Origin of the sequence: Micromonospora sp. NPDC052213 (genome assembly GCF_040679695.1) — a bacterium.
Lineage (GTDB): Bacteria > Actinomycetota > Actinomycetes > Mycobacteriales > Micromonosporaceae > Micromonospora.
The window spans coordinates 13,396-38,848 of record NZ_JBFAVI010000021.1 but is presented as its reverse complement, the minus strand read 5'-3'; the positions used below and the strand labels follow the sequence as shown (position 1 = coordinate 38,848).

The following is a 25,453-nucleotide window of genomic DNA, read 5'->3' as shown; positions in this document are numbered from 1 at the left end:
AGGAGACCGTGACCCGGATCGTGGCCGGGACGCTCGGCGGGCGCCGGATCGCCGCCCCGCCCGGGGCGGGCACCCGGCCCACCTCGGACCGGGTCCGCGAGGCGCTGTTCAGCGCGGTCCAGGCCGAGGTGGACCTGGCGGGCGCCCGCTTCGCCGACCTCTACGCGGGGTCCGGCGCGGTCGGCCTGGAGGCACTCTCCCGGGGCGCCGCGCACGTGCTGCTGGTGGAGGCCGACCCGCGCGCGGCCCGGGTGATCCGGGAGAACGTCGCGGCGCTGCGCGCCGCCCCGGCCGCCCGGCTGGTCACCGGCAAGGTGGCCACGGTGCTGGCGGCCGGCCCGGACGGCGACCCGTACGACGTGGTCTTCGCCGACCCGCCCTACGCGGTGTCGGACGTGGAGGTCACCGCGATGCTCGCCGCGCTGGTCGACGGTGGCTGGCTGGCCCCCGACGCCCTGGTCGTGGTGGAGCGGTCCAGCCGCACCGGGCCGGTCGGGTGGGTGGAGGGTGTCACCGGGGAGCGCAGCCGCCGGTACGGCGAGACCACCCTTTGGTACGGTCGCCGATCATGAGACGTGCGGTGTGTCCCGGCTCGTTCGATCCGGTCACCAACGGACACCTCGACATCATCGGTCGGGCGAGTCGCCTGTTCGACGAGGTGATCGTGGGCGTGCTGGTGAACCAGTCGAAGAGCGGCCTGTTCACCGTCGAGGAGCGCATCGACATGCTCCGCGAGGTGACCGCCTCCTACGACAACGTCCGGGTCGAGTCGTTCCGTGGCCTGTTGGTCGACTTCTGCCGGGCGCAGCAGGCGAGCGTGCTGATCAAGGGCCTGCGGGCGGTCAGCGACTTCGACTACGAGCTGCAGATGGCGCAGATGAACATCGGCCTGGCCGGCGTCGAGACGTTGTTCATGCCGACCAACCCGCTCTACTCGTTCCTCTCCTCCAGCCTGATCAAGGACGTGGCGAAGTGGGGCGGCGACATCTCCGCCCACGTGCCCGACCGGGTCCGGGAGGAGTTGCGGGCCCGCCTCGCGCCGCCGGCCCGCGACTGACCTCCGCCGCGCCACCGGCGGTCGGGCGCACGGCCCCGACCGTCCGCCGGCTCCTGCCCACCGCCCGCCCCGCCGGGGCCGGCGGGACGGGCGGCGCGACGCGCCGGGCCGGGGTGAGAGGCGCGCTGTGGCCGTGGCGCGACATGATGTGTGGAGCGGGAACCCGGCCGCAGCCCGCATCATGTAGGTCGGCCCGACGAACGACAGGAGTGAGCTACCGGTGGACTCGCTCGATCGCATCGACGAACTGATCGCCATGGTGGAGCAGGCGCGTTCTGTCCCGATGTCGCGTAACAACTGCATGGTCGACCGGGGCGAGTTCATCGCGGCCCTCGACGAGCTGCGCGCCGAACTCCCGGTGGAGGTGCGCAAGGCCGTCGCGCTGCTGGAGGAGCGGGACAAGATCATGGAGGCCGGCAAGCGGGAGGCCGACCGGATCATCAGCGAGGGTGAGGCGGAACACGCCCGCCTGGTCTCGGTGAACGAGATCACCGTCTCCGCCGAGCACGAGGGCGCCCGGATCATCGCCGAGGCGCGGGCCGAGGCGCAGCGCCTGCGCGAGGAGGTCGACGACTACGTCGACACCGCGTTGGCCAACTTCGAGCAGTTCCTCACCCGGGCGCTGGCCTCGATAGAGCGCGGCCGGGACAAGATGCACGCGCTGCGGGAGATCGGCACCTTCGCTGGGGACGAGGCGGAACGCCCGCTACCCTTCTGAGCGGCACCTCACCAGCCGACGGACGGGGCGGGCGTCGCCCCCGGTTCGACGGTGCGGCGGTCGCCAGGTAACCTTTTTTGTCGGCCTCTCACCGGCCGGAGTCTGACTATGCCCAAGCACACGCCTTCACCACTCAACCCCAGGTCGCCGCTGGTCCTCGACACGAGGGAGCTGCCGCGCCGACCTGGTGCGTTGCGTACGGTCGAGCGGGTGGCGCCGGCACCGGCGGACCTCGGCGTGGAGTTGATCGGCGTGCCGGAGGGCGCTGACCTCGACCTCGACCTGAGGCTGGAGTCGGTGTCCGAGGGCGTGCTCGTCTCGGGGACCGTCACCGGTCCCGTGCGGGGCGAGTGCGGCCGCTGCCTGCGCGAGATCAACGACTCGGTGGCCGTGCGGATCCAGGAGCTGTACGCGTACGAGAACAGCACCACGGACTCCACGACCGACGAGGACGAGGTGGGCCGGATGCAGGGAGACCTGATCGACCTGGAGCCGGCGCTGCGGGATGCGGTGGTGCTCGCACTGCCGACCAACCCGCTCTGCCGGGAGGACTGCCCAGGCCTGTGCCCCGACTGCGGGGTGCACTGGGACGATCTGCCGGCCGACCACAGTCACCAGCAGATCGACCCGCGATGGGCGGGCCTGTCGCAACTGACCCGTAAAGAGGAGTAGGAACCGTGGCCGTCCCCAAGCGCAAGATGTCGCGCAGCAACACCCGCGCCCGCCGGGCGAACTGGAAGGCTGCCGTGGTCGCGACCGTGGCCTGCCCGCAGTGCAAGTCCGCCAAGCTGCCGCACGCCGCCTGCTCCGTCTGCGGCACCTACAACGGCCGCCAGGTCCTCGAGGTCTGACCTGGACGCCGAGTGACGCCCCCGACCGCAGGTCGGGCGGCGCGCGCACCCTGGCGAACGCCCGGTGCTCCGGCTCCCACCGACGCCGGCCGGCCTGGTCCGGCCGGCGTCGCGGCGGAGCCGGGCACCGCGCGGATCGCCGTTGACCTCCTCGGCGGGGACGACGCTCCCGACGTCGTGGTTGACGGCGCTCTGCGGGCCGTGCGCGCCGATCCCCACCTGCACCTGCTGCTCGTCGGCCCGGCCGAGGCCGCCGGCGAGGTGGTCCACGCCCTCGACCCGGCGCAGCGCGCGCGGGTCGCCGTCCGGCCGGTCCGCACCGCCGTGAGCATGGCCGACCACCCCGTGGCCGCCCGCTCCGACAGCACCGTCCGCGCCACCGTGCATGCCGTGCGCGACGGCGCCGCGGACGCCCTCGTCTCCGCCGGCTCGACCGGCGCCACCGTCACCGCCGTCGCCCTCGGCCTCGGCCGCTGGCCGGACGTACGCCGTCCCGCGCTGGTCGCCACCCTGCCGGCCGTCTCCGGCCCGGTGGTCCTGCTCGACGTCGGCGGCTCGCTCGAGCCGAGCCCGGCCACCCTCGCCCGGCACGCCGTCCTCGGCGCGGCCTACGCCGCGGTGGCGCACGCCGTCGCGACCCCGCGCGTCGGGCTGCTCTCGGTCGGCGCCGAGGCCGGCAAGGGTGACCGTGCCCGCCGGCTCGCCGATCCCGTCCTCGCCGCCGCGTCGCTGCCCTGCGGTGGTCGCTACGTCGGCCTCGTCGAGGGGTACGACGTCTCCCTCGGCGCGCGCGCGGATGTGGTGGTGACCGACGGCTTCACCGGTAACGTGCTGCTCAAGGCGATCGAGGGCGCGTACGCGATGGCCGGCGGGCCCCCGCCCGGCGGTGGCGCCCCCCGGGCGGCCGCCCTGCTCGGGGTGGCCGGCACGGTGGTCGTCTGCCACGGCGCGGCCCGCCCCGAGGACGTCGCCTCCGGCATCGCCCTGGCCGCCCATCTCTGGCGGCGGCGCGCCGCCGACCAGGTCCGCGCGCTGCTCGACGGCGCCGAGGCGGGCGACCGCGAGGAATGCACCGACCGCACCACCGACACCGAGGTACCCACATCATGAGCAACGACAAGCGGCGGCGGGCGTCCGTCGGTCACCTGGAAGCCGCGTTCGGCGTCAGCCTGGATCCGGAACTGCTGGAGCGCGCGCTGACCCACCGCTCGTACGCGTACGAGAACGGCGGCCTGCCCACCAACGAGCGGCTGGAGTTCCTCGGCGACTCGGTGCTCGGCGTGGTGATCACCACCGCGCTGTTCCACAACCACCCCGACCTGCCCGAGGGGCAGCTGGCCAAACTCCGGGCCAGCGTGGTCAACATGCGCGCCCTCGCCGACGTGGCGCGCGGCCTGGGCCCGGACGGCCTCGGCGCCTACCTGCTGCTCGGCAAGGGGGAGGAGACCACCGGCGGCCGGGACAAGGCGAGCATCCTCGCCGACACCCTGGAGGCGCTGCTCGGCGCGATCTACCTCCAGTACGGGCTGGACACCGCGGCGATCGTCATCCACCGGCTGTTCGACCCGCTGATGGCCGAGTCGGCCGGGCGGGGCGCCGCCCTGGACTGGAAGACCAGCCTCCAGGAGCTGACCGCGGCGCTGGGGCTCGGTGTGCCCGAGTACCGCATCGAGGGCACCGGGCCGGACCACCTCAAGACCTTCACCGCCTGGGTGGTGGTCGCCGGCAACCGCTACGGCGGGGCCGACGGGCGGAGCAAGAAGGAGGCCGAGCAGCGGGCCGCCGAGGCGGCCTGGCGCACGCTCACCGAGCAGGCCGAGCAGGCCGAGCAGGCCGAGCGGGCCGAACGGGAGCGGGCCGAGGCGGCCGGCGGGGCGGCGGGCGCCGAGGTTGAGGCGGGCCTGGGCCGTGCCTGAGCTGCCGGAGGTCGAGACGGTCCGGCAGGGGCTGGCCCGGTGGGTCACCGGCCGACGGATCGCCACCGTCGAGGTGCACCACCCCCGCGCGGTGCGCCGGCACGCGCCCGGCGGCGGGCACTTCGCCGACGTGCTGGCCGGCCGGACGGTGCGCGACGTGCGCCGGCGGGGCAAGTACCTGTGGCTGCCGCTGGACAGCGGGGACGCCGTCGTCGGACACCTGGGCATGTCGGGCCAGCTGCTGGTGCAGCCGGCCGACGCGCCCGACGAGACGCACCTGCGCGTCCGGTTCCGCTTCGCCGACGACGGGCCGGAGCTGCGCTTCGTCGACCAGCGCACGTTCGGCGGGCTGTCGGTCTCCGCGGGCGGCGCGGAGCTGCCGGCGGAGATCGCGCACATCGCCCGCGACCCGATGGACCCGGAGTTCTCCGACGCGGCGTTCGCCGCCGCGCTGCGTCGGCGGCGTACGGAGGTCAAGCGCGCCCTGCTGGACCAGACGCTGATCTCCGGGGTGGGCAACATCTACGCCGACGAGGCGCTGTGGCGGGCGAGGCTGCACGGCGCCCGCCCCACCGACGCGCTGACCGGCCCGGCCGCGCTGCGGCTGCTGGGCCATGTCCGGGACGTCCTGGCCGAGGCGATCAAGTCCGGCGGCACCAGCTTCGACGCCCTCTACGTCAACGTCAACGGGGAGAGCGGCTACTTCGACCGGTCGCTGAACGTCTACGGCCGGGAGGGCCTGCCGTGCCACCGCTGCGGCGCGCCCGTGCGTCGGGAGGCGTTCATGAACCGTTCGTCGTACAGTTGCCCGCGCTGTCAGCCCCGCCCCCGGGGCGCCCTTCGGGGATGACCCCGAGGCGTTTTCCGGGTCGCCGTCGGCGCGTCGACCCCGGCCGGTCGGGGATCACCCTCCCGACGCGCCGGTTTCGGCCCGGCTCGCCCGGCCGGACCGCCGTTCAGGCCGCGTACAGGTTCCGGGGAAGGGCCGGGGCCGTTCCCTGATGTCCCGGGCCCCGTTCCGTCCATAGCGTCGACCCGTTGACAGGGGTGACGTGACAGGGGGACCCGGAATGGGGGCAAGACCGGTGACGGTGCGGCTGGCGCGGTGGAGCGCGGAGCATCCGTGGCGGGCCATCGCGCTGTGGGTCGTGTTCGTGGCGGTGTGCTTCGTCGGCGGGAACGCCGTGGGACTCAAGGAGGCGACCGGCGCCGACCAGGCCGTCGGCGAGTCGGGCCGGGCGGGGCTGATCGTGGACGCCGGCGACTTCGCCGACCCGGCGGTGGAGAACGTCCTGATCACGGCGCGCGGCGGCACCCTGGACGCCGTCGCCGCGAAGGCCGCCGCCGCCGACGCGGCGACCGAGCTGCGCTCGGTGACCGGAGTCGCCTCGGTGGGGGAGCCGGTGATGGCGCGGGACGGCTCCGCGCTGCTGGTGCCGATCACGATGTCGGGTGACGCGGAGACCGCGTCCGACCGGGTGCAGCCGCTGCGGGACGCCACCGCCCGGGTGCAGGAGGGGCATCCGCAGCTGCGTGTCGAGCAGGTCGGCGGCCCGTCGATCAGCAAGGCGCTGAACGACACGCTCGGCGAGGACTTCAAGCGGGCCGAACTGCTGAGCCTGCCGGTGACCCTGGCCATCCTGATCATCGCGTTCGGGGCACTGATCGCCGCCGGCGTGCCGGTGCTGCTGGCGCTCTCCTCGGTCGCCGCGGCGATGGGGCTCTCCACCCTCGCCTCGCACCTGGTGCCGGCGACCGACACGACGGCCAGCGTCATCCTGCTGATCGGCATGGCGGTCGGGGTCGACTACTCGCTGTTCTACGTGCGGCGCGAGCGGGAGGAGCGGGCCAAGGGGCGCTCCGGCCTCGACGCGGTGGAGATCGCCGCGGAGACCTCCGGTCACGCCGTCGTGGTCTCCGGCTTCGCCGTGATGATCTCGATGGGCGGGCTGCTGCTCGCCAACGACGCCATCTTCTCCTCCCTCGCGGTGGGCTCGATGCTGGTGGTCGCGGTCGCGGTGATCGGCTCGCTGACCGTGCTGCCGGCCCTGCTGGCCAAGCTCGGCCGCTGGGTCGACCGGCCCCGGGTGCCGCTGCTGTGGCGGCTCACCGCCCCGCGTACCGGGCGGCACGGCGAGGCGAAGCCGAGGTTCTGGCCGGCCGTGCTGAAGCCCGCGCTGCGGGCGCCGGTGGCCACCCTGGTGATCTCGGTCGGGCTGCTGCTCGCCCTGGCCACGCCCGCGCTGGGGATGAAGATGAAGTTCCCCGGCATGGAGGACCTGCCGCGCAGCACGCCGGCCATGCAGGCGTACGACCGGCTCACCGCGGCGTTCCCGAGCAACGGCACCAGCCACACGGTCGCGGTGCGGGCGCCGGCGGCCGAGGCGGACCGGGTCGCGGCGGCGCTGACCGCGCTGGCCGGCGCGGCGTCGGCCGACCCGCTCTTCGCGCCGACCGAGGCGGACGGCCCGAAGATCGAGGTGTCGGCGGACCGGCGGGTGTCGGTGCTGGAGGTCGCCACCCCGCACGCCAGCCGCACCGACGAGGCGGCCCGCTCCCTGGAGCGGCTGCGCGCCGACCTCGTCCCGGCCGCGCTCGGCGGGGTGCCCGGCGTGGAGTACGCGGTCGGCGGGGACATCGCCGACAGCGAGGACTACTCGCAGCACATCCGCGACAAGCTGCCGGTCGTCATCGGCTTCGTGCTGGTGCTGACCTTCGTGGTGATGGTGCTGACGTTCCGCTCGGTGGTGATCGCGCTCAGCTCGATCCTGCTCAACCTGCTCTCCGCCGGCGCCGCGTACGGGCTGCTGGTGCTGGTCTTCCAGGGCGACTGGGCCGAGGGCCTGCTCGGCTTCACCTCGATGGGCGCGATCGTCACCTGGCTGCCGCTGTTCCTCTTCGTGGTGCTGTTCGGGCTCTCGATGGACTACCACGTCTTCGTGGTCAGCCGGATCCGCGAGGGCGTCCGGGCCGGCATGTCGAACCGGGACGCGGTGGCGTACGGCATCACCTCGTCGGCCGGCGTGGTGACCAGCGCGGCGATCGTGATGGTCGGGGTCTTCTCGATCTTCGCCACGCTGAGCACGATCGACATGAAGCAGCTCGGCATCGGCCTGGCGGCGGCGATCCTGCTGGACGCCACGATCATCCGCGCGGTGGTGCTGCCGGCGCTGATGACCATGCTCGGCGACGCGAACTGGTGGGCCCCGAAGTTCCTGCGGGAACGCCCCGCGAACGCCCCCACGGACCCGCCGGCCCCGACCCCGGAACTGGTCGGCGCCCGCTGACCCACGCCGCACCAGGGGCCGGACCGCACCCGCGGTCCGGCCCCTGCCGTCCGTCCGTCGGTACGCGCGGTGGGTCCTGCCGTCGGGCCGGCTTCCACGCGGGGCGGCCTGCCCGGCACGTGGTGTGCGGGGCGGCGGCATGGCCCGGGTGGGTGACGGTCGGCGTCAGAACACCGGGCAGGAGGCCCGCCAGGCGCCCAACTCCCGGTCCTTGCGGATCGACGAGAAGCCGTAGCCCACCGTGGTGACGCAGAAGTCCGTGGTCGAGCCGGTGTACTCGGCGTGGAACACCGGCTTGCCCGCCTCGACGAACGGCAGCAGCTTGGCGCACAGGCCCAGCCGCACGCACTCCTCGTTGACGGCGAAGTCGAAGTCCGGCGCCAGGGCGGCCACCTGGGGCACGTCGTTGACCAGGCCGGGGGAGAGGTCCAGGGACCGGGCCAGCTCGGCCAGCCGGCGGTTGAACAGCAACTGGTCGTCGAAGTCGAGCGGGAAGCCGGCGCGGTGGGCGTACCCGTCGGCGTCGGCGAGCGCGACCGCGCCGAAGCCCTTGCCCCGGCAGAGCCGGAGCCGGTCCGCCAGCACCGGCCGCAGCGCGTCCCACTGCCGTACGTCGAGCCAGCGGCTCTGCGGGCGACGGGACGCGGCGCCCCACACGACGGCCGGGAAGCGGCTCGCGTCCGGATCCGTCGGCAGGACCGACCCGACGTGCACCTGGCAGACCAGCCGACGGTCGCGGGACCGCAGCTCGGCGGTCTGCGCGGCGGTGGTGGCGACCGGGTCGAGCAGGAAGACGTCGGCGTCGACGGTCGGGTCGAGCACGCCGCTGAGCTGCCACTGCCACCGCCACCGGCCGGCCGACTCCGTCGGCCAGGTGGTCGGGGCGCCGGGCGGGGTGAGCGCGACCCGGCAACCGCCGACCGCGGCCAGCAGCGCGAGGACGACGCAGGCGGACAGGACGCGGCGCGGGCCCCGCCCGACGGCGCGCGTACGCGGCCGGATCCGCATCGGCAAGCTCCCGGGTACCGGGGCGGCGGGAGTGCCGCCCGGAGCGGGTACGCCGGTGCGGCGTACCTCACCCGGTCAAACGAGCGCGGACCCGGCCACGACTCGCGTTCAGCGCGGCGCGGCGAAGACCTGCGTCCAGTATGGCCCGTTGCTGCTCGCCACGCCGACGCCGATCTCCGTGAAGGCGCAGTTCAGGATGTTGGCCCGGTGACCGGAGCTGTTCATCCAGGCGTCCATCACCGCGGCCGGCGTCTTCTGGTTCCAGGCGACGTTCTCGCCGTACGTGCGCCAGGCGTAGCCGACCCGGTCCAGCCGGTCGCCGGCGTCGCTGCCGTCGCTGCCGGTGTGCGACATGTCCCGGTGGTCCGCCTGGTCCTGGCTGTGCCGCTGGGCAGCGGTCATCAGCTTGTCGTCGATGCTCAGCGCCCCGCAGCCGGCCTTGGCGCGCTCGGCGTTGACCAGGTTCACCACCTCGCGGGCCTGGGCGCTGACCCCGCTGCTCACGGGGGCCTTCGTACCGCCGCCGGACGGCGCGCTGCTCCGCTCGGTGCGCCGCGAGGGCGCGGTGGAGCGCGAGGGCGCCGGCGTGGGCCTGGTGGCCTTCGTGGGCGACGGGGCGGGCTTGGTGGTGGTCGGCGCGGTGCTGGGGGTGGGGGCGGCCAGCGCGTCACCGGGCGTGACCGGCAGCGCCGGGGCGGCGGCGATCGTGTCGTCGGCGGCGGTCGGGTCGGTCTCCGGGCCGTCGCCGCCCAGCGCGACCGCGCCGACGCCGAGGCTCACCACCAGCGTGGCGGCTGCGGCGGCGCCACCGATCAGCACGGGGCGGGGGAAGCGGCGGTGGCGGCGGTGCCGACCCTCGGCGGGTGTCGTCCCGGCGTCGGTGTCCTGGTGCGTCCCGAGGTCGATCGGGGCGGTCGGGGCGTCGACCGGCCAGCCGCCGGCCGCCCGCCCGTCGGCCGGGGACGCGTCCGTCCCGTACGGCCCGCCGTCCCGCAGGTCGGCGTCGGCGTGCCAGCGGACGCCCGGCTCGGCGTGCCAGGTGGCAACCGGCTCGGCCTGCCAGGTGGCGGCCGGCGCGGCGGACCCGGCCGGCCAGGTCCCGGTCGGCTCGTCCCGCCAGCGCTCGGTGGGCTCGGCGTCGTCGGCGGGTCCAGCCTGCCAGCGCGCGGCGGGCTCGGCCTGCCGGTGTGCGGCCGGCTCGGTGGGCTCGGCCTGCCGGTGTGCGGCCGGCTCGGCGGGCTCGGCCTGCCAGCGGGCGGTCGGCTGGTCGCGGTGCCATTCGTCGGCGGGTCGGTCCGGGTCGTCCCCGAACAGGTAGGCCGACCTCGGCTCCGGACGGTCGGTCAGCCAGGCCGGCTCCTCGCTGCGCGGCTGCTCGGGGTGCCGGGCGCCGCCGTCCGGGTCGTTCGGGTCGGTCCAGCGGTACACGCCTCTGCCTCCAGGGAGTCGGGTGCGGGCGGAGTGACGCTACGTGGGGGGCCTGAACAGCGGCAACGTGGCTAAGGAAGAGTTAAGGGGAAGTCGGACGGCCGGGTAGGGACTTCCCGGGATCCGGGGCGTAGAGTCAGGGTGTCCGGACAGAGAGTGTCCGCGCCTTGTGGCAGCCCCCCGACAAGTGGACAGGTCGACGTGGAAATGATCTACGGCCTGCGAGAACTTGACGAAGGAGGGGGTATCGGCTCAATATATAGGTGTCGCCAGTCGCGCCCGGTCATGCCCAGAATCGCCTGGAATGACAGCCGCGTGCACATTGGGCGCGCGTTGGCCGGCCTTTCCGGCAGCGCATATCAAGGAGTCATCATGGCGAAGGCCCTGTACGGCCACGTAGGTGCGGCGCCCGATCGGCGTCTGCTCGACGAGGTCACCCGACTGCGTGCCACGGTTCGGGCACTGGAGTTCGAGATCACGCGGTTGCGTGCCGAGAACGATCGGCTCGCGGCGGCTGCGGCGGAGGCGGACGATCTGCTCCGTCTGGCCGAGCCCGCGCTGACCTGAGCTCCGGGATCGAAAAACTGAATCGCACCACGCAAAAAAGCGCGCCGACACTTCTGTGCCGGCGCGCAGTTCTGTCCGCGCCTCTTTTCGCCGGCACACCAATTCGCGATCTTGCGCGGATCTGTCGGGGACCGGCGGAAATGGTCCTCCCGACGTCGCCCGGCGTACCCCGGTGGGCCCGCCGCGCGGCGCGGCCGGGCGCCCCGGCAGGCGGGTCGCGTGCCGGGCGGCCGTCGGTCCCGGGTTAGTCTGCGGGTTCACCCAGGTCCGCGCAGCCGGCGACGGTACGGCGGCCACCGGACGAGGATCGAGAAGGTGTATCTCAAGAGCCTGACGGTGAAGGGCTTCAAGTCCTTCGCCTCCGCGACGACGCTGAAGCTGGAGCCCGGGATCACCTGTGTGGTCGGCCCGAACGGCTCCGGCAAGTCCAACGTCGTCGACGCCATCGCCTGGGTGCTCGGCGAGCAGGGCGCCAAGGCGCTGCGCGGCGGCAAGATGGAGGACGTCATCTTCGCCGGCACCGCCGGCCGGGCCCCGCTGGGCCGGGCCGAGGTGACCCTGACGATCGACAACACCGACGGCGCGCTGCCGATCGAGTACACCGAGGTGTCGATCACCCGCCGGATGTTCCGCTCCGGCGAGAGCGAGTACGAGATCAACGGCGACTCCTGCCGGCTGCTCGACATCCAGGAACTGCTGTCGGATTCCGGCATCGGCCGGGAGATGCACATCATCGTCGGGCAGGGCCGGCTCGACGGCATGCTGCACGCCAAGCCGGAGGACCGGCGGGCGTTCATCGAGGAGGCGGCCGGCGTCCTCAAGCACCGCAAGCGCAAGGAGAAGGCGCTGCGGAAGCTCGACGCGATGCAGACCAACCTCAACCGGCTCACCGACCTCACCGCCGAGCTGCGCCGCCAGCTCAAGCCGCTGGGCCGGCAGGCCGAGGTGGCCCGGCGCGCCGCCGCCATCCAGGCCAACCTGCGCGACGCCCGGCTGCGGCTGCTCGCCGACGACCTGGCCACCCTGCGCGCCACCCTCGACCGGGAGATCGCCGACGAGACGGCGGTGCGCGAGCGGCGCGAGCAGGTCGAGGCCGAGCACACCGAGGTGCAGTCCCGCCTCGCCGAGCTGGAGGCCGCCCTCGCCGAGGACGCGCCGCTGCTGGCCGCCGCGCAGGACACCTGGTACAAGCTCTCCGCCCTCTCCGAGCGGTTCCGCTCCATCGAGCAGCTCGCCCGGGAGCGGCTGCGGCACCTCAGCGCCACCCCGGACGACGAGCGCCCCGGCCGCGACCCGGACCAGTTGGAGGCCGAGGCCGAGCGGGTCCGCGAGCAGGAGGAGGAGCTGCGCGCCGCGCTCACCGACGACCAGATCCGGCTCGCCGAGGCGGTGGAGCACCGCCAGGAGTTGGAACGGCAGCTCGCCGCCGCCGAACGCGAGCTGGTCGCCGCCGCGAAGGCGATCGCCGACCGGCGGGAGGGGCTGGCCCGGCTGACCGGTCAGGTCAACTCCGCTAGGGCCCGGACCACCAGCGCGGGCGAGGAGATCGAACGGCTCGCCGCCGCGCACGCCGACGCGCTCGCCCGCGCGGAGCAGGCGCAGGCCGAGCTCGACGCGGTGGCCGAACAGTCCACCGAGGCGGACCGGGACAACGCCGACCTCGACGCCCGGCACGCCGAGGCCGCCGCCGCCCTCGAGCGGGCGCAGGCCACCGTGCGGTCGCTGACCGACGCCGAGCGGTCGGCGGAGAAGGACGCCGCCACCTGGAAGGCCCGGGAGGAGGCGCTCGCCCTAGGCCTGCGTCGCAAGGACGGGGCGGGGGCGCTGCTGGCCCGCGCCGACGAGGTCCCGGGCCTGCTGGGCAGCCTGGCCGGGCTGCTCACCGTCGCCCCCGGGCAGGAGGCCGCGCTCGCCGCCGCGCTCGGCGGGCTCGCCGACGCGGTCGCGGTCAGCGGCGTCGACGAGGCCGTCGAGGCGATGCGGCTGCTGAAGATCTCCGACGCCGGCCGGGCCGGCCTGCTGGTCGGCAGCCCCGCCGGCCCGGGCATGGACGCCCACCCCGACGCGCTGCGGCCGAAGCTGCCCGACGGCGCCCGCTGGGCGCCCGACCTGGTGGAGTGCGCCCCGCAGCTTCGACCGGCGGTGCACCGGGCGCTGCGCGACGTGGTGCTGGTCGACGACCTCGCCGCCGCGGCCGAGGTGGTCGCCGGTAATCCCGAGTTGCGCGCGGTCACCCCCGACGGCGACGTGGTGGGCGCGTACGCGGCGGCCGGCGGGTCGGCCAAGGCGCCCAGCTTCATCGAGGTGCAGGCGGCGGTCGAGGAGGCCCGGTCGAACCGGCTCGCGGCCGAGCGGACCGGCGCGGAGCTGCGCGAACAGCTCGTCGACGCCCGCGCCGAGGTGGCCGCCGCGAAGGAGACCGTGCAGCACGCCGCCGCCGCCAAGCGGGAGGCGGAGAGCCACCGCAACGCCGCCGCCCGGCGGCTGGCGGAGCTGGGCGCGGCCGCCCGCTCCGCGAGGGCCGAGAGCGACCGGCTCGGCGAGTCCCGGGCCCGTGCCGAAGCGGCCCGGGAACGGGACCTGCTCACCCTGGCCGAGCTGGAGGAACGGCTGCGGCTGGCAGAGGAGACCCCGGTCGACGCGGAACCCTCCACCGAGGAACGCGACCAGCTCGCCGCGATGGTGCCGCAGGCGCGACAGAACGAGATGGAGGTCCGGCTGGCGGTGCGTACGGCCGAGGAGCGGGTCTCCTCGATCGCCGGTCGCGCCGACTCGCTGCGCCGGCAGGCCACCGCCGAGCGGGCCGCGCGGGAACGCGCGGCGGCGCGGCGGGCGGCGCGCACCCGCGGCGCGGGGATCGCCCGGGCCGTGGCGGGCGGCGCCCGCGAGGCCCTCACCCGGCTGACCACCTCCATCGCCGCGGCCGAGGAGCACCGCGACGCCGTGGCGCGCGAGCGCGCCTCCCGCGAGGCCGAGCTGCAGGAGGTACGCGGCGCGGCCAAGCGGCTCGCCGCCGAGCTGGAGCGGCTGACCAGCCAGGTGCACCGGGACGAGGTGGCCCGCGCCGAGCAGCGGCTGCGCATCGAGCAGCTGGAGGCGAAGGCCGCGGAGGACTTCGGGCTGGACGTGGAGACCCTGGTCGCCGAGTACGGTCCGCACCAGCCCGTCCCGCCCACCCAGGCCGACGTGGCGGCGGCCGAGCGGGACGGCCTGCCGGTGCCCGAGCCGGTGCGCTACGAGCGGCCGGTGCAGGAGAAGCGGGCCGCCAAGGCGGAACGGGAACTGACCCTGCTCGGCAAGGTCAACCCGCTCGCGCTGGAGGAGTTCGCCGCGCTGGAGGAGCGCTACAAGTTCCTCTCGGAGCAACTGGAGGACCTCAAGGCCACCCGCCGCGACCTGCTCACCGTGGTCAAGGACGTCGACGACCGGATCCTGGAGGTCTTCGCCAGCGCGTTCGAGGACACGGCCCGGGAGTTCCAGCAGGTCTTCACCGTGCTCTTCCCCGGCGGCGAGGGCCGGCTCGTGCTCACCGACCCGGAGGACCTGCTCACCACCGGCGTCGAGGTGGAGGCCCGCCCGCCGGGTAAGAAGATCAAGCGGTTGTCGCTGCTCTCCGGCGGCGAGCGGTCGCTGACCGCGGTGGCGATGCTGGTGGCGATCTTCCGCGCCCGGCCCAGCCCTTTCTACATCATGGACGAGGTGGAGGCGGCGCTCGACGACGTCAACCTGGGCCGGCTGATCACGCTGCTGGCCCAGTTGCGGGAGAAGAGCCAGCTCATCGTCATCACGCACCAGAAGCGGACGATGGAGGTCGCCGACGCCCTGTACGGCGTGACCATGCGCAACGGGGTGACCCAGGTGATCAGCCAACGGCTCAACCGGGCCGACGGGGACGACGAGCGGCGCGGCCGCGGCGAGGAGAACGAGTAGTGGGTCGGGAACGCGCCACGGCGCTCCTGGTGGACTTCGACGGCGTCCTGCGACGCTGGGACCCGGCGGTGGCCGCCGGCGTGGAGCGGGAGTACGGCCTGTCCGAGGGCGTACTCACCGAGATCGCCATGCAGTGGGGGCGGCTCCAGCCGGTGCTCACCGGCAAGGTCAGCCACGCCGACTGGATGACCAGCGTGGCCGACGCGCTGGCCGGGCCGGCCGGCGGGCCGGAGCGCGCCCGGGCCGCGGTCGAGCAGTGGCAGCGCTACCGGGGCGAGGTGGACACCGAGGTGCTCGACTTCGTCCGCGGGGTACGCGCCGGCGGCCTCCCGGTCGGCCTCGCCACCAACGCCACCGACCTGCTCGACGACGACCTGGCCGCGCTCGGCCTGGTCGGCGAGTTCGACGCGGTGGTCAACTCGTACCGGCTCGGGGTGAACAAGCCGGCCAAGGAGTACTTCCAGGCCGCCTGCCGGGCGGTGGCCACCCCGCCGGACCGGGTGCTCTTCGTCGACGACGAGGACTGGTCGGTGCGCGGCGCCCGGGTCGCCGGGCTGTCGGCGCTCCGCTGGACCGGCCGCCCCGAGGACCTGCGCTACCTGCGGGCGGCGCTGGCGTACTGAGGCGCTGCCCGGGCTCGTCCGCTCGGGCCGTCGTGCGGGGCTGCCGGGCCGGCGGCGCAGGGCTCCCCGGGTGCCGGTGGGCGGCGCTGTGGCGCGGCGCCGCCCCGGGCGGTCAGTCGCCGGTGACGCCGTCGATGCGTTCGCGGATCAGGTCGGCGTGGCCGTTGTGCCGGGCGTACTCCTCGATCATGTGCACGTAGACCCAGCGCAGGTTGAACGTCCGGCGCTTCGGGCCGACCTCCGTGAAGGTGTCGTCGAGCGAGCGGCCCGCCGCGGCGGCCCGGGCCAGCTCCACCTCCCGGTGGAACGTGGCGAGGTCGGCCTCGGCGTCGGCGGTGCTGACGTCGTGGTCGGCGTCCGGGTTGTCGGGGGTGAAGTAGGGGTAGTCGACGCGCTCGCCGGCGAAGTTCTCCCGGAACCACCAGGCCTCCACCTCGGCCAGGTGCCGGACCAGCCCGAGCAGGGTCAGCCCGGAGGGCTCGACGCTCGGCGTCCGCAACTGCTCGGCGGTCAGCCCGGCGCACTTGAGCAGCAGCGTCTGCCGGTGGTAGTCCAGCCAGCCTTCCAGGATGGTGCGCTCGTCGCCGACGTACGGCTCGGGGGTCCGGGTGATCTCCGGTGCTCTCCAGGTCATGCCGGCCATCCTCGCCGGCCCGCCCGACAACCCGCGACCGCATATCCGCCGCGACCCGTCCCGGCGTCAGGGCGTGTCCGGGATCCGGGGCGCGCCGCCGCGCCGCGACGTGTCAGGGCACCACGACGACCGGCCAGCGGCCGGCCCGGACGAGGCGGGTGGCGACCGAGCCGACCAGCCGGTGCCCGGCCTGCTCGGAGGAGCCGACGACCACCAGGTCCGCCCGGAACTCGTCGGCCGCCGCACGCAGTTCGGCGTACGCGTCCCCGCGCCGGCGCAGGAAGGTGACCGGCAGGCCGAGTTCCTCGGCGCCGCGCCGGCACTCCCGGCGCAGCTCGGCCGTCAGCTCGTCGTGGCAGCGCTGCACCTCCCCGGCGTCGAGGCCCGGCACGAGCGTGGTCAGCCCGGGTGCGGGGCTGACGTGGACCACCACCAGGGCGGAGCCCTGCCGGCGGGCCAGCCCGGCCGCGTACCAGCCGGCGCGCTCCGAGGTGCGGGTGCCGTCCACGCCGACCAGCACGACCCTCGGCCCGTCCGTGCCGCGCTCGTAGGGCCCCGGCCGGGTGCGCGGGCCGTACTCCTCCCGTTCCGGCGCGTCCGTGCTCATGCCAGCTCCGTCCTCTCCGGTTGCCCTAGGCAACAACAGGGCCGGGCACAGCCCTATTCCGGCCGGCCTAGAAGTACTCCTCGTTGAAGCGGCGCAGCAGCCGGGCGAAGTCCCCGACGTCCGCCGCCGACCAGGTGCCCAGGGTCTGCCGGAAGCGTTCGAGCCGACCGCCCTGCGCCGCGTCGAACCGGCGCTGCCCCTCCTCGGTCAGGCTGAGCCGCGCGGCGCGCCGGTCGGCCGGGTCCGGGTCGCGCCGGACCAGGCCCAGGCCCTCCAGCCCGTGGATCTGCCGGCTCAGCGTCCCCTTGCCGACGCCGAGCCGGGCGGCCAGGTCGGTGAGCCGGACCGAGCCGCACCGGCGCAGCCACAGCAGCAGCCCGTACGCGTCGGGCTCCAGGCCGGGGTGCACCTCCCGGGCGAGTTCCGAGGAGACGGCCCGCCCCCGGCGCAGCAGGGCGGTCAGCTCGTGCTCCACCGCCCGCATCGCCTCCGGCAGGTGCTCGTCCACGTGGTCAGGGTACGGCGGACGGTCTCAGGCGCCTGGAGCCAGCCGCTGCCGCATCACCTCGCGCAGGTGACCGTCGCTGGTGGTGCCCTCGATGGTCACCTCGGCCGCCCGCCCGGTGTGCACCAGCGTGGCGACCGCGTTGCCGAAGTAGGGGCCGGCCAGCCGCTTCCAGCGGAACGGCGGGCGGCGTACCCCGGCGGAGCGGGCGAGCGCCCGGGCGGCTCCGGCCGGCCCGGACGACCAGCCCAGCCGCATCAGCGGGCGCATCCCGGCGGGCACCTGGTTGTGGATGGGCGAGCAGGTGAGCTGGTGCACCGGGGTGACCACGCTCCGGTCGTCGAACCGGGCCCGCGCCACGTACGAGTGGTGCACGTCACCGGAGAGCACGCTGATCGACGCCGGCGGCGCGTACGCCGGCCCGGCCCCGACCCGGTCGCCGGGCTCGCCGGGGGTGCCGCTGCCGATCCGGGCGAACAGCGCGCCGAGCGCGTCGAACGAGCGGCGGAACGCGGCCCAGTGCTCCAGGTCCAGCCCCCGGCGCAGTTGCTCCGACAGGCGCCCGACCCAGCGCCGCCGCGAGTCGGCGAGCTTCTCGTTCCACGCCTCCACGTGGTGGATGCCCGGCGGCAGCAGCCAGGGCAGCGAGGCGCCCACCACGAGGTGGTCGTAGACGCCGTGGGCCCGGTCGAGGAACCACGACCACTCGCCCGGGGGCAGCATCGCCCGCTGGCCGGGCTCCAGCACCCGGCTGCACCGGTTGTCCAGCATCACCAGCCGGGTCCGGCCCAGGTCCAGCGCGTAGCTCCACTGGTACTGCACGGCCCGCCACCGCTCGGTGTCGTGGGCGAGGTCGGCCTCGGTGTCGACCCGCTGGCCGAACTCGCGCAGCACGCCGGTGGCGTCCTCCGCCGCGCTGACCTTCGCGAAGACCGGGTCGGCGGCGATCTCGTCGGGGGAGAGGTTGCCCAGGTGCTGGTAGACCCAGTAGGAGGCGAGGCCACTGGCGATCCGCTCCGCCCACCAGGGCTGGTCGCGCATGTCCGCCCGCCAGGCGGCCGAGGTGTTCCAGTCGTCGATGATCTCGTGGTCGTCGAAGATCATCACGCTCGGCACGGTGGAGAGCAGCCAGCGGATCTCCGGGTCGCGCCAGGACTCCAGGTAGAGCTTGGTGTACTCGTCGAAGCTGACCACCTGGTCGCTGGGCGCGCCCCTGGGCCGCCGGCGGCGCCGCTTCAGCAGCCGCCGCACCGTGGGGGAGGTCACGTCCGCGTAGACCTGGTCACCGAGGAGCACCAGCAGGTCGGGCAGGCCGGCCGGGTCGGGGTCGGCCACCAGCCGCCGGGCGTACGCGTCGAGCGCGTCCGGGGGCAGCCGGCGGGTGGTGGCGTGCTGGGTGGTCTCCCGGCACGATCCGAAGATCAACCGGACCGGCTGGTCGAGGTCGTCGGCCGCCCGGGTGCGGATGACGCTGGGCGGGAACCCGCTCGTCGGCACCGGCCAGGCGACCTCGTCGTCGATCAGCACCTCGTAGGTGGTGGCGCTGTTGGGCGTGAGCCCCTCCACCACGACGAGCGCGTAGTGGTGGTCGTACGCGGAGAAGGTGGGCGCGGTGCCGCGGGCGCCGTCGGCCGTGCGGACGGTGACCACGGCGGGCGCGCTGGTCTCGACCCAGACGGTGGCCCGCGTGTCGACCACCCGCCGCAGCAACGGGCCGATGAGCAGGTGTGCCGCGGGCATGGTCGACCTCCAGGTAAGCGGACTTCACTTTTACTACCCGGCCGGCGGTCGCACCACTGCTGGCTGTGACCGAGCCTACCGTCGGTTCCCGGACGGGCCCGCCGGGAGCGGTGGCTGGGACAGCTTCGCCGGCATCTGACAGGATTCCGGCATGACCGAATACCTCCTCATCGCACTCGCCCTGCTCGGCGTGCTGATCCTCGGCGGCATCGGGCTGGTCGTGCCGCGGCTGCGCCGGCGCCCGGAGCCGCCGCTGCCCGAGACGGAGGTCGAGACCCGGGCCGAGGAGGGTCTCGCCGGCCCGCCGGTGGCGGCCCCGGAGGCCGAAATCTCCACCGGGATCCTGGTGGAACCGCCGGTCGTGGAGGCCCCGGCCCCGGTGCTGGAGGTGCCCGAGCCGACCGCCGGGCGGCTGGTCCGGCTGCGCTCCCGGCTGTCCCGCTCGCAGAACGTCTTCGGCAAGAGCCTGCTCGGCCTGCTCAGCCGCGACCACCTCGACGAGGACACCTGGGAGGAGATCGAGGACAGCCTGATCACCGCCGACGTCGGCATCGACGCCACCCGGGAGATCGTCGACCGGCTGCGCGAGCGCACCCGGGTGCTCGGCACCCGCTCCGGCACGGAACTGCGCGCCCTGCTCGCCGCCGAGCTGGTCAACGCCCTCGACCCGACGCTGGACCGCTCGCTGCGCACCGCGCCCAAGGACGGCGTGCCGGCGGTGCTGATGGTGGTCGGCGTCAACGGCGCCGGCAAGACCACGACCTGCGGCAAGATCGCCCGGGTGCTGGTCGCCGACGGCCGGAGCGTGATCCTCGGCGCGGCCGACACCTTCCGCGCCGCCGCCGCCGACCAGCTGGAGACCTGGGCCGGTCGCGTCGGGGCCGAGACCGTGCGTGGTCCGGAGGGGGCCGACCCGGCCAGCGTCGCCTTCGACGCGGTCAAGCGCGGCATCGACACCGGCGTGGACACGGTGCTGATCGACACGGCCGGCCGGTTGCAGAACAAGGTCGGCCTGATGGACGAGCTGGGCAAGGTCAAGCGGGTGGTGGAGAAGCACGGCCCGATCGACGAGACGATCCTGATCCTGGACGCCACCACCGGGCAGAACGGGCTGGAGCAGGCCCGGGTCTTCACCGAGGTGGTCAACGTGACCGGCGTGGTGCTCACCAAGCTCGACGGCACCGCCAAGGGCGGCATCGTGATCGCCGTGCAGCGCAAGCTGGGCATCCCGGTGAAGCTGGTCGGGCTCGGCGAGGGCAAGGACGACCTCGCCCCGTTCGACCCCGCGCAGTTCGTCGACGCGCTGCTCGGTACCGAGCCGCTCGCCCGGGACGCGTAACCTCGCAGTGACGAGCAACGATCGCGCGTACGCCGGGTGGCGCGACCCCAGCCACCCGTCGCAGCGCCTCGGGAGACCGTACGTGACTTCGCAGGAGATCCCGCTGCACGGCGGGAACGTCAGCACCGTGGTGCGCGTCGGCGACACGGTCCGGCGCAACGCCGGGCCGTGGACGCCCTCGGTGCACGCCCTGCTGCGCCACCTGGAGTACGTCGGGTTCACCGGCGCCCCCCGCGCGCTCGGCATGGACGAGCGCAACCGGGAGGTCCTGTCGTACCTGGAGGGGGAGTGCGGGGAGTACCCGCTGGCCCCGCACTGGGTCACCGACGAGGCCCTGGTGACCGTCGCCACCATGCTGCGGATGTTCCACGACGCCCAGTACGGCTTCGTGCCGCCGCCGGGGGCGGTGTGGCGCTCGTTCGGCCCGCCGCCGCCGGACACCGAGGTGATCTGCCACCACGACGCCGCCCCGCACAACGTCATCTGGCGGCCCGACGGCACCCTCGGGCTGATCGACTTCGACCTCGCCTCGCCCGGCGCCCGGATCTACGACGTGGCGTACGCGGCCTGGACGTGGGTGCCGATCTTCTCCGACCGGGACTCGATCACGCTCGGCTGGAAGCACCCCGACCGGCCGCGCCGGCTGCGCCTCTTCGCCGACGCGTACGGGCTGATCCCGCGGGACCGGCACCGGCTGATCCGGACCATCCGCAAGCGGATCGTGGACCACGTCGAGGGCATCCGCCGGATGGCCGCCGCCGGTGAGCCGGCCTTCGTCCGGATCGTGCACAAGGGGCACCTGCGCCGGCCGATGCGGGACCTGCGGCTGCTCGACTACGAGCGCAACGCCCTCGAGTACGCGCTGCGCTGACCGGTCCGTGCCGCCGAGGGCCGTTCCTGCCGGCGGTGAGGTTGTCTTCACACGTCCGAAACAAGGCGTCACCGTCCGGAAATCGACGGGTGACGCTGGGGGAAACAGGGAGCGAGCAGGCTTCCGCGCATCCGGCGTACGGGCGACGCTGCCCCGGAAGCCGGGAAGGAGGGACTTCACCTTTAGGAGGCCGGCGTGCCTGACGCACCCACGATCGATTCCGGCAACACCGTCTGGTTGCTGGTGTCGACGGCGCTCGTGCTGCTCATGACGCCCGGACTGGCGCTGTTCTACGGCGGCCTGAACCGGGCCAAGGGTGTACTGAACATGATGATGATGAGCTTCTCCGCGATCGGGCTCATCTCCGTTCTGTGGTGGTTCTACGGTTTCAGCATCGCGTTCGGCAGCGATGTCAACGGCTTGTGGGGCGACCCGGGCGCCTACCTCGGCACCAGGACCTTCCTCGCCGAGACCGACCTCTGGGGCGCGACGGCGGAGAACCCGAGCGGCATCGGCGTCCCGCTCTACGTGTTCATGGCCTTCCAGATGGTCTTCGCCGTGATCACCGTCGCGCTGATCAGCGGCGCGATCTCCGACCGGGCGAGGTTCGCCGGCTGGCTGCTGTTCGCGTTCGGCTGGGCGACGCTGGTCTACTTCCCGGTCGCGCACTGGGTGTGGGGCGGCGGCATCATCGGCGGCGACATCCACGCGCTCGACTTCGCCGGCGGCACCGCCGTGCACATCAACGCCGGCGCGGCGGCCCTGGCCCTGGCCCTGGTGCTCGGCAGGCGGCTCGGCTGGCCCCGGGAGGGCATGAAGCCGCACAACATCCCGCTCGTCGCGCTCGGCGCCGGGCTGCTCTGGTTCGGCTGGTTCGGCTTCAACGCCGGTTCCGAGCTCACCGTCGACTCGGTCGCCGGCCTGGCCTTCATCAACACCCAGCTCGCCACCGCCGCCGCGGTGCTCGGCTGGATCGCCGTCGAGTGGATCAAGGACAGGAAGCCGACCCTGGTCGGCGCCTCGTCCGGGGCGGTCGCCGGCCTGGTCGCCATCACCCCGGCCTGCGGCTTCGTCGCGCCCTGGGCGGCGGTGCTGCTCGGCGTCGTCGCGGGGGCGGTCTGCGCGCTGGCGATCAGCCTCAAGTACAAGCTCGGCTACGACGACTCGCTCGACGTGGTCGGCGTGCACTTCGTCGGCGGCTGGATCGGGTCGCTCTGGCTCGGCCTGTTCGCCACCAACTCGGTCAACGGCGCGATCACCGACGTGGTCGGCGCCTCGGACGGCCTGTTCTACGGTGGTGGGGTGACCCAGCTCGGCCGGCAGGCCCTGGCCGGCCTGATCGTCACCGTCTGGTCCTTCGCGGTGGCCTGGGTGCTCGCCGTCGCGATCGAGAAGACCATCGGCTTCCGGCTCCGCGCCGAGGACGAGGTCGGCGGCATCGACATCGCCGAGCACGCCGAGAGCGGCTACGACCTGTCGCCGACCACGGGCGGCGGCAGCGCCTTCGCCATGGCCGGGCTGACCGGCGCCAAGCAGACGTCGGCACCGGCCGCGTCCGCCGCGTCCCCCGCCGGGCCGGTCGACGAGCCGGTCGACGAGAAGATCGCCGGTTAACGTTCCTGTGATGGAGGGGTTGGACATGAAGCTGGTGACCGCGGTCATCAAGCCGTACCAACTGGACGCGGTGAAGGAGGCCCTGCACGCCCTCGGCGTGGCCGGCCTGACCGTCAGCGAGGTCCAGGGCTACGGCCGGCAGAAGGGGCACACCGAGGTCTACCGGGGTGCCGAGTACACGGTCGAGTTCCTGCCCAAGATCCGGGTGGAGGTGCTCACCGACGAGATCGACCTGGAGAAGATCGTCGACGCCGTCGTCGCCGCCGCCCGGACCGGCAAGATCGGCGACGGGAAGGTCTGGGTGACCTCGGTCGACGAGGTCGTCCGGGTCCGCACCGGCGAGCGCGGCCTCGACGCGCTCTGACCGGGCCACGACCGACATGACCTCGTCGACCGGGAGGAACGCGTCGGGCCACGCCGGCATCGGCGGCCCGGCCCTCCCGGTCGACGGGTTCGTCGGCGCGGACGCGGGCGTGGGGGAGGCGGCCCGGGCCGCGCGCGCCGACGCCCACGACCGGTGGCTGCGCGCGCTGCTGCCGGACCGGCCCGGTGTGGCGCTCGTCGCCGTCGGCGGGCTGGGACGGCGGCAGTGCGCCCCGCACGGCGACCTCGACCTCGTGCTGCTGCACGCCGGGGTGCCCGGCGTGGACGAGCTCGCCTCGATGATCTGGTATCCCGTCTGGGACGCCGGGCTGCGGCTCGACCACTCCGTCCGCACCGTCGCCGAGGCGCTGTCGGTCGCGCGGGACGACGTGAAGGTCGCCCTCGGGCTGCTCGACGCGCGGCTGGTCGCCGGGGACGCCGGCCTCGCCGACACGCTCGTCCGGTCCGCCGTCGACCACTGGCGGCGCACCGCCGTACGGCAGCTTCCCGGGCTGCGGGAGGTCACCGCCGCCCGCTGGGAGGCCCACGGCGAGCTGGCCTTCCTGCTCGAGGGCGATCTGAAGGAGGCCGCCGGCGGGCTGCGCGACGTGGGGATCCTGCGGGCGATCGCCACCGCCGGGATCACCGACGCGCTGCGCCCCGCCGTCCGCGCCGCGCACCGGCGGCTGCTGGACACCCGGGACGCGCTGCACGTGCGGGTCGGCCGTCGGGTCGACCGGCTGGTCGCCCAGGAACGCGACGGCGTCGCCGCGCTGCTCGGGCTGCGCCAGCCCGCACCCGGCGGACCCGACGCCCGGCTGCGCCAACCCTCGCCCGGCGCGCCCCACGCCGGGCTGCGGGCCGGAGCGGGCGCCGCGGACGGCGACGCGCTGCTGCGCCGGGTGGCCGGGGACGCCCGGACCGTCAGCCACGCCCTCGACGACGCCTTCCGCGCCGCCGACCGGCTCCGCTCCGGCCGCCGCCGGGGGGCCGACGGGCGCCCGGTGCGCCGGCCCGTGGCCCGGGACGTCGTGGAGCACGACGGCGAACTGGTGCTGGCCCGCACCGCGATCGGCGCGCGACCCGACCCGAGCCTGTCGCTGCGGGTCGCCGCCGCCGCGGCCACCACCCGGCTGCCGATCGCCCGGGCCACCTGCGAGTGGCTGGCCGGGTACTGTCCGCCGCTGCCGGCGCCGTGGCCGGCCGAGGCCCGGGCCGCGCTCGTCACCCTGCTCGGCGCCGGTCCCGGCCTGGTGCCGGCCTGGGAGACCTGCGACCGGTACGGGCTGATCGAGGGCTGGCTGCCCGAGTGGACCCGGCTGCGCAGCCTCCCCCAGCACAACCCGGTGCACCGGTTCACCCTCGACCGGCACCTCGTGCAGACCGCGTACGAGGCCAGCCGGCACACCCGCGAGGTGGACCGTCCCGACCTGCTGCTGCTCGGCGCGCTCCTGCACGACGTCGGCAAGGGCCTGCCGGGGGACCACAGCACGGTCGGGGCTCCGCTGGCCGAGGCGGTGGCCGCCCGGATCGGCCGGCCCGAGCCCGAGGTGGCGCTGATCGGCACGCTGGTCCGGCTGCACCTGCTCCTGCCCGACGTCGCCACCCGGCGGGACCTCGCCGACCCGGTCACCATCTCCGGGGTGGCCGAGCGGGTCGGCGACACCACCACCCTGGACCTGCTGCACGTCCTGGTCCGCGCCGACGCCGCGGCCACCGGGCCGGCCGCCTGGTCGGACTGGAAGGGCCGGCTGGTCGCCGAGCTGGTCGCCCGGGTCCGCACGGCGCTGGACACCGGCGCGCTGCCCGCCCCGCCCGCCCCGGACCCGGCGCTGCTGGCGGGGCCCCTGCCGGTCGTACACCTGACCGGGGACCGGGTGGCGGTGGCCGCGGCGGACCGGCGCGGCCTGCTCGCGACGGTGGCCGGGTGCCTGGCCCTGCACCGGCTGGAGGTGATCTCCGCCGACGCCGCCACGGTCGACGGCCGGGCCCTGGTCGAGTGCCGGGTGCAGCCCCGCTACGGCCTGGCCCCCGACCCGATCGCCCTCGGCGCCGACCTGCGCCGCGCGGTGAGCGGCGACGTCTCGGTCACCCAGCGGCTGCGCGGCCGGGCCCTGGCGGCGCGGGCCGAGGGGGCCGCGCCGCGGGTGGTCTGGCACCGGGAAGCGGCCACCGACGCCGTGTTGCTGGAGCTGCGCGCCGCCGACGCGGCGGGCCTGCTCTACCGGGTCGCCCGCGCCCTCGACGAGGCCGGCGCCCAGGTGCGCGCGGCGCGCATCTCCACCCTCGGCGGGGACGTGGTGGACGCGTTCTACCTCGTCGGCGGCTGGCCGGACGACGCCACGCGCGCCGGCCTGGAGGCCGCCGTCCTCGGCGCTGTCTGAGCGCGGACGCC

23 protein-coding genes are annotated in these 25,453 nt (G+C 74.6%); 17 read left to right on the top strand and 6 right to left on the bottom strand.

Going from position 1 to position 25,453, the window contains the following annotated elements; all coding sequences use genetic code 11:
• Nucleotides 1–8 precede the first annotated feature (8 nt).
• From rsmD to AB0L34_RS08375, 9 genes are all read left to right on the top strand, one after another.
• Nucleotides 9–572: a 16S rRNA (guanine(966)-N(2))-methyltransferase RsmD gene (rsmD, locus tag AB0L34_RS08415; protein ID WP_363703038.1), complete on the top strand. Its 564-nt coding sequence runs from the start codon at nt 9–11 to the stop codon at nt 570–572.
• Nucleotides 569–1,057 carry a pantetheine-phosphate adenylyltransferase gene (gene coaD / locus AB0L34_RS08410; RefSeq protein ID WP_357453439.1) on the top strand — a complete coding sequence of 163 codons (489 nt, stop codon included), beginning with the start codon at nt 569–571 and terminating at the stop codon, nt 1,055–1,057. The genes rsmD and coaD overlap by 4 nt, the downstream gene beginning before the upstream one ends.
• Nucleotides 1,058–1,277: 220 nt before the next feature.
• Nucleotides 1,278–1,775, top strand: coding sequence for a hypothetical protein (locus tag AB0L34_RS08405; protein ID WP_350680447.1), 498 nt, complete (start codon nt 1,278–1,280; stop codon nt 1,773–1,775).
• Nucleotides 1,776–1,883: 108 nt separating this feature from the next.
• Nucleotides 1,884–2,447 (top strand): YceD family protein, encoded by a 564-nt coding sequence (locus AB0L34_RS08400; protein ID WP_363703035.1) that lies wholly within the window; start codon nt 1,884–1,886, stop codon nt 2,445–2,447.
• A gap of 5 nt (nt 2,448–2,452) precedes the next feature.
• Nucleotides 2,453–2,626: a 50S ribosomal protein L32 gene (gene rpmF / locus AB0L34_RS08395; RefSeq protein WP_091096818.1), complete on the top strand. Its 174-nt coding sequence runs from the start codon at nt 2,453–2,455 to the stop codon at nt 2,624–2,626.
• A 135-nt stretch (nt 2,627–2,761) separates the two neighbouring features.
• A complete protein-coding gene (locus tag AB0L34_RS08390) occupies nt 2,762–3,736 on the top strand; it encodes a phosphate acyltransferase PlsX (protein ID WP_363703072.1) in 975 nt (324 codons plus the stop codon).
• The gene (gene rnc / locus AB0L34_RS08385) at nt 3,733–4,542 is read left to right on the top strand and encodes a ribonuclease III (RefSeq protein WP_363703033.1); all 810 of its coding nucleotides are present in this window, start codon (nt 3,733–3,735) and stop codon (nt 4,540–4,542) included. Before AB0L34_RS08390 ends, rnc begins: the two co-directional genes overlap by 4 nt.
• Nucleotides 4,535–5,392, top strand: coding sequence for a bifunctional DNA-formamidopyrimidine glycosylase/DNA-(apurinic or apyrimidinic site) lyase (gene mutM / locus AB0L34_RS08380; RefSeq protein ID WP_363703031.1), 858 nt, complete (start codon nt 4,535–4,537; stop codon nt 5,390–5,392). The genes rnc and mutM overlap by 8 nt, the downstream gene beginning before the upstream one ends.
• Nucleotides 5,393–5,612: 220 nt before the next feature.
• Nucleotides 5,613–7,829 carry an MMPL family transporter gene (locus tag AB0L34_RS08375; protein ID WP_363703029.1) on the top strand — a complete coding sequence of 739 codons (2,217 nt, stop codon included), beginning with the start codon at nt 5,613–5,615 and terminating at the stop codon, nt 7,827–7,829.
• A gap of 165 nt (nt 7,830–7,994) precedes the next feature.
• Here the strand turns inward: AB0L34_RS08375 and AB0L34_RS08370 are convergent, their stop codons facing one another.
• A complete protein-coding gene (locus tag AB0L34_RS08370; RefSeq protein WP_363703027.1) occupies nt 7,995–8,837 on the bottom strand; it encodes an endo alpha-1,4 polygalactosaminidase in 843 nt (280 codons plus the stop codon).
• 108 nt (nt 8,838–8,945) lie between these two features.
• Nucleotides 8,946–10,265 carry a CAP domain-containing protein gene (locus AB0L34_RS08365; RefSeq protein WP_363703025.1) on the bottom strand — a complete coding sequence of 440 codons (1,320 nt, stop codon included), beginning with the start codon at nt 10,263–10,265 and terminating at the stop codon, nt 8,946–8,948.
• A gap of 372 nt (nt 10,266–10,637) precedes the next feature.
• Between AB0L34_RS08365 and AB0L34_RS08360 the strand changes: the two genes are divergently transcribed.
• The 3 genes from AB0L34_RS08360 (at nt 10,638) to AB0L34_RS08350 (ending at nt 15,385) form a co-directional block, all read left to right on the top strand.
• The gene (locus AB0L34_RS08360; protein ID WP_091096806.1) at nt 10,638–10,832 is read left to right on the top strand and encodes a hypothetical protein; all 195 of its coding nucleotides are present in this window, start codon (nt 10,638–10,640) and stop codon (nt 10,830–10,832) included.
• A gap of 315 nt (nt 10,833–11,147) precedes the next feature.
• Nucleotides 11,148–14,762 (top strand): chromosome segregation protein SMC, encoded by a 3,615-nt coding sequence (gene smc / locus AB0L34_RS08355; RefSeq protein ID WP_363703023.1) that lies wholly within the window; start codon nt 11,148–11,150, stop codon nt 14,760–14,762.
• Nucleotides 14,762–15,385, top strand: coding sequence for an HAD-IA family hydrolase (locus AB0L34_RS08350; protein WP_363703021.1), 624 nt, complete (start codon nt 14,762–14,764; stop codon nt 15,383–15,385). Before smc ends, AB0L34_RS08350 begins: the two co-directional genes overlap by 1 nt.
• 112 nt (nt 15,386–15,497) lie before the next feature.
• On the opposite strand, the gene AB0L34_RS08345 is transcribed toward AB0L34_RS08350, so the two are convergent.
• From AB0L34_RS08345 to AB0L34_RS08330, 4 genes are all read right to left on the bottom strand, one after another.
• A complete protein-coding gene (locus AB0L34_RS08345) occupies nt 15,498–16,019 on the bottom strand; it encodes a DinB family protein (RefSeq protein ID WP_363703019.1) in 522 nt (173 codons plus the stop codon).
• A gap of 112 nt (nt 16,020–16,131) precedes the next feature.
• Nucleotides 16,132–16,626 (bottom strand): universal stress protein, encoded by a 495-nt coding sequence (locus AB0L34_RS08340; protein ID WP_350704838.1) that lies wholly within the window; start codon nt 16,624–16,626, stop codon nt 16,132–16,134.
• Nucleotides 16,627–16,693: 67 nt separating this feature from the next.
• A complete protein-coding gene (locus AB0L34_RS08335; RefSeq protein ID WP_363703017.1) occupies nt 16,694–17,134 on the bottom strand; it encodes a MarR family transcriptional regulator in 441 nt (146 codons plus the stop codon).
• A gap of 24 nt (nt 17,135–17,158) precedes the next feature.
• Nucleotides 17,159–18,871: an alkaline phosphatase D family protein gene (locus tag AB0L34_RS08330; protein WP_363703015.1), complete on the bottom strand. Its 1,713-nt coding sequence runs from the start codon at nt 18,869–18,871 to the stop codon at nt 17,159–17,161.
• Between the two features lie 151 nt (nt 18,872–19,022).
• On the opposite strand from AB0L34_RS08330, the gene ftsY reads away from it, so the two are divergent.
• The 5 genes from ftsY to AB0L34_RS08305 all read left to right on the top strand — a co-directional run bounded on the left by ftsY (nt 19,023) and on the right by AB0L34_RS08305 (nt 25,442).
• On the top strand, nt 19,023–20,210 hold the full coding sequence (ftsY, locus tag AB0L34_RS08325) for a signal recognition particle-docking protein FtsY (RefSeq protein WP_357453399.1): 1,188 nt from the start codon (nt 19,023–19,025) through the stop codon (nt 20,208–20,210).
• A gap of 7 nt (nt 20,211–20,217) precedes the next feature.
• Nucleotides 20,218–21,081, top strand: coding sequence for an aminoglycoside phosphotransferase family protein (locus tag AB0L34_RS08320; RefSeq protein ID WP_357453396.1), 864 nt, complete (start codon nt 20,218–20,220; stop codon nt 21,079–21,081).
• A gap of 195 nt (nt 21,082–21,276) precedes the next feature.
• Entirely contained in the window at nt 21,277–22,695 is a 1,419-nt protein-coding gene (locus AB0L34_RS08315) for an ammonium transporter (protein WP_363703013.1), read from the top strand.
• A 25-nt stretch (nt 22,696–22,720) separates the two neighbouring features.
• Nucleotides 22,721–23,059, top strand: a complete 339-nt coding sequence (locus AB0L34_RS08310) for a P-II family nitrogen regulator (protein WP_357453746.1) — start codon at nt 22,721–22,723, stop codon at nt 23,057–23,059.
• Between the two features lie 16 nt (nt 23,060–23,075).
• The gene (locus AB0L34_RS08305; RefSeq protein ID WP_363703011.1) at nt 23,076–25,442 is read left to right on the top strand and encodes a [protein-PII] uridylyltransferase; all 2,367 of its coding nucleotides are present in this window, start codon (nt 23,076–23,078) and stop codon (nt 25,440–25,442) included.
• Nucleotides 25,443–25,453: the final 11 nt, after the last annotated feature.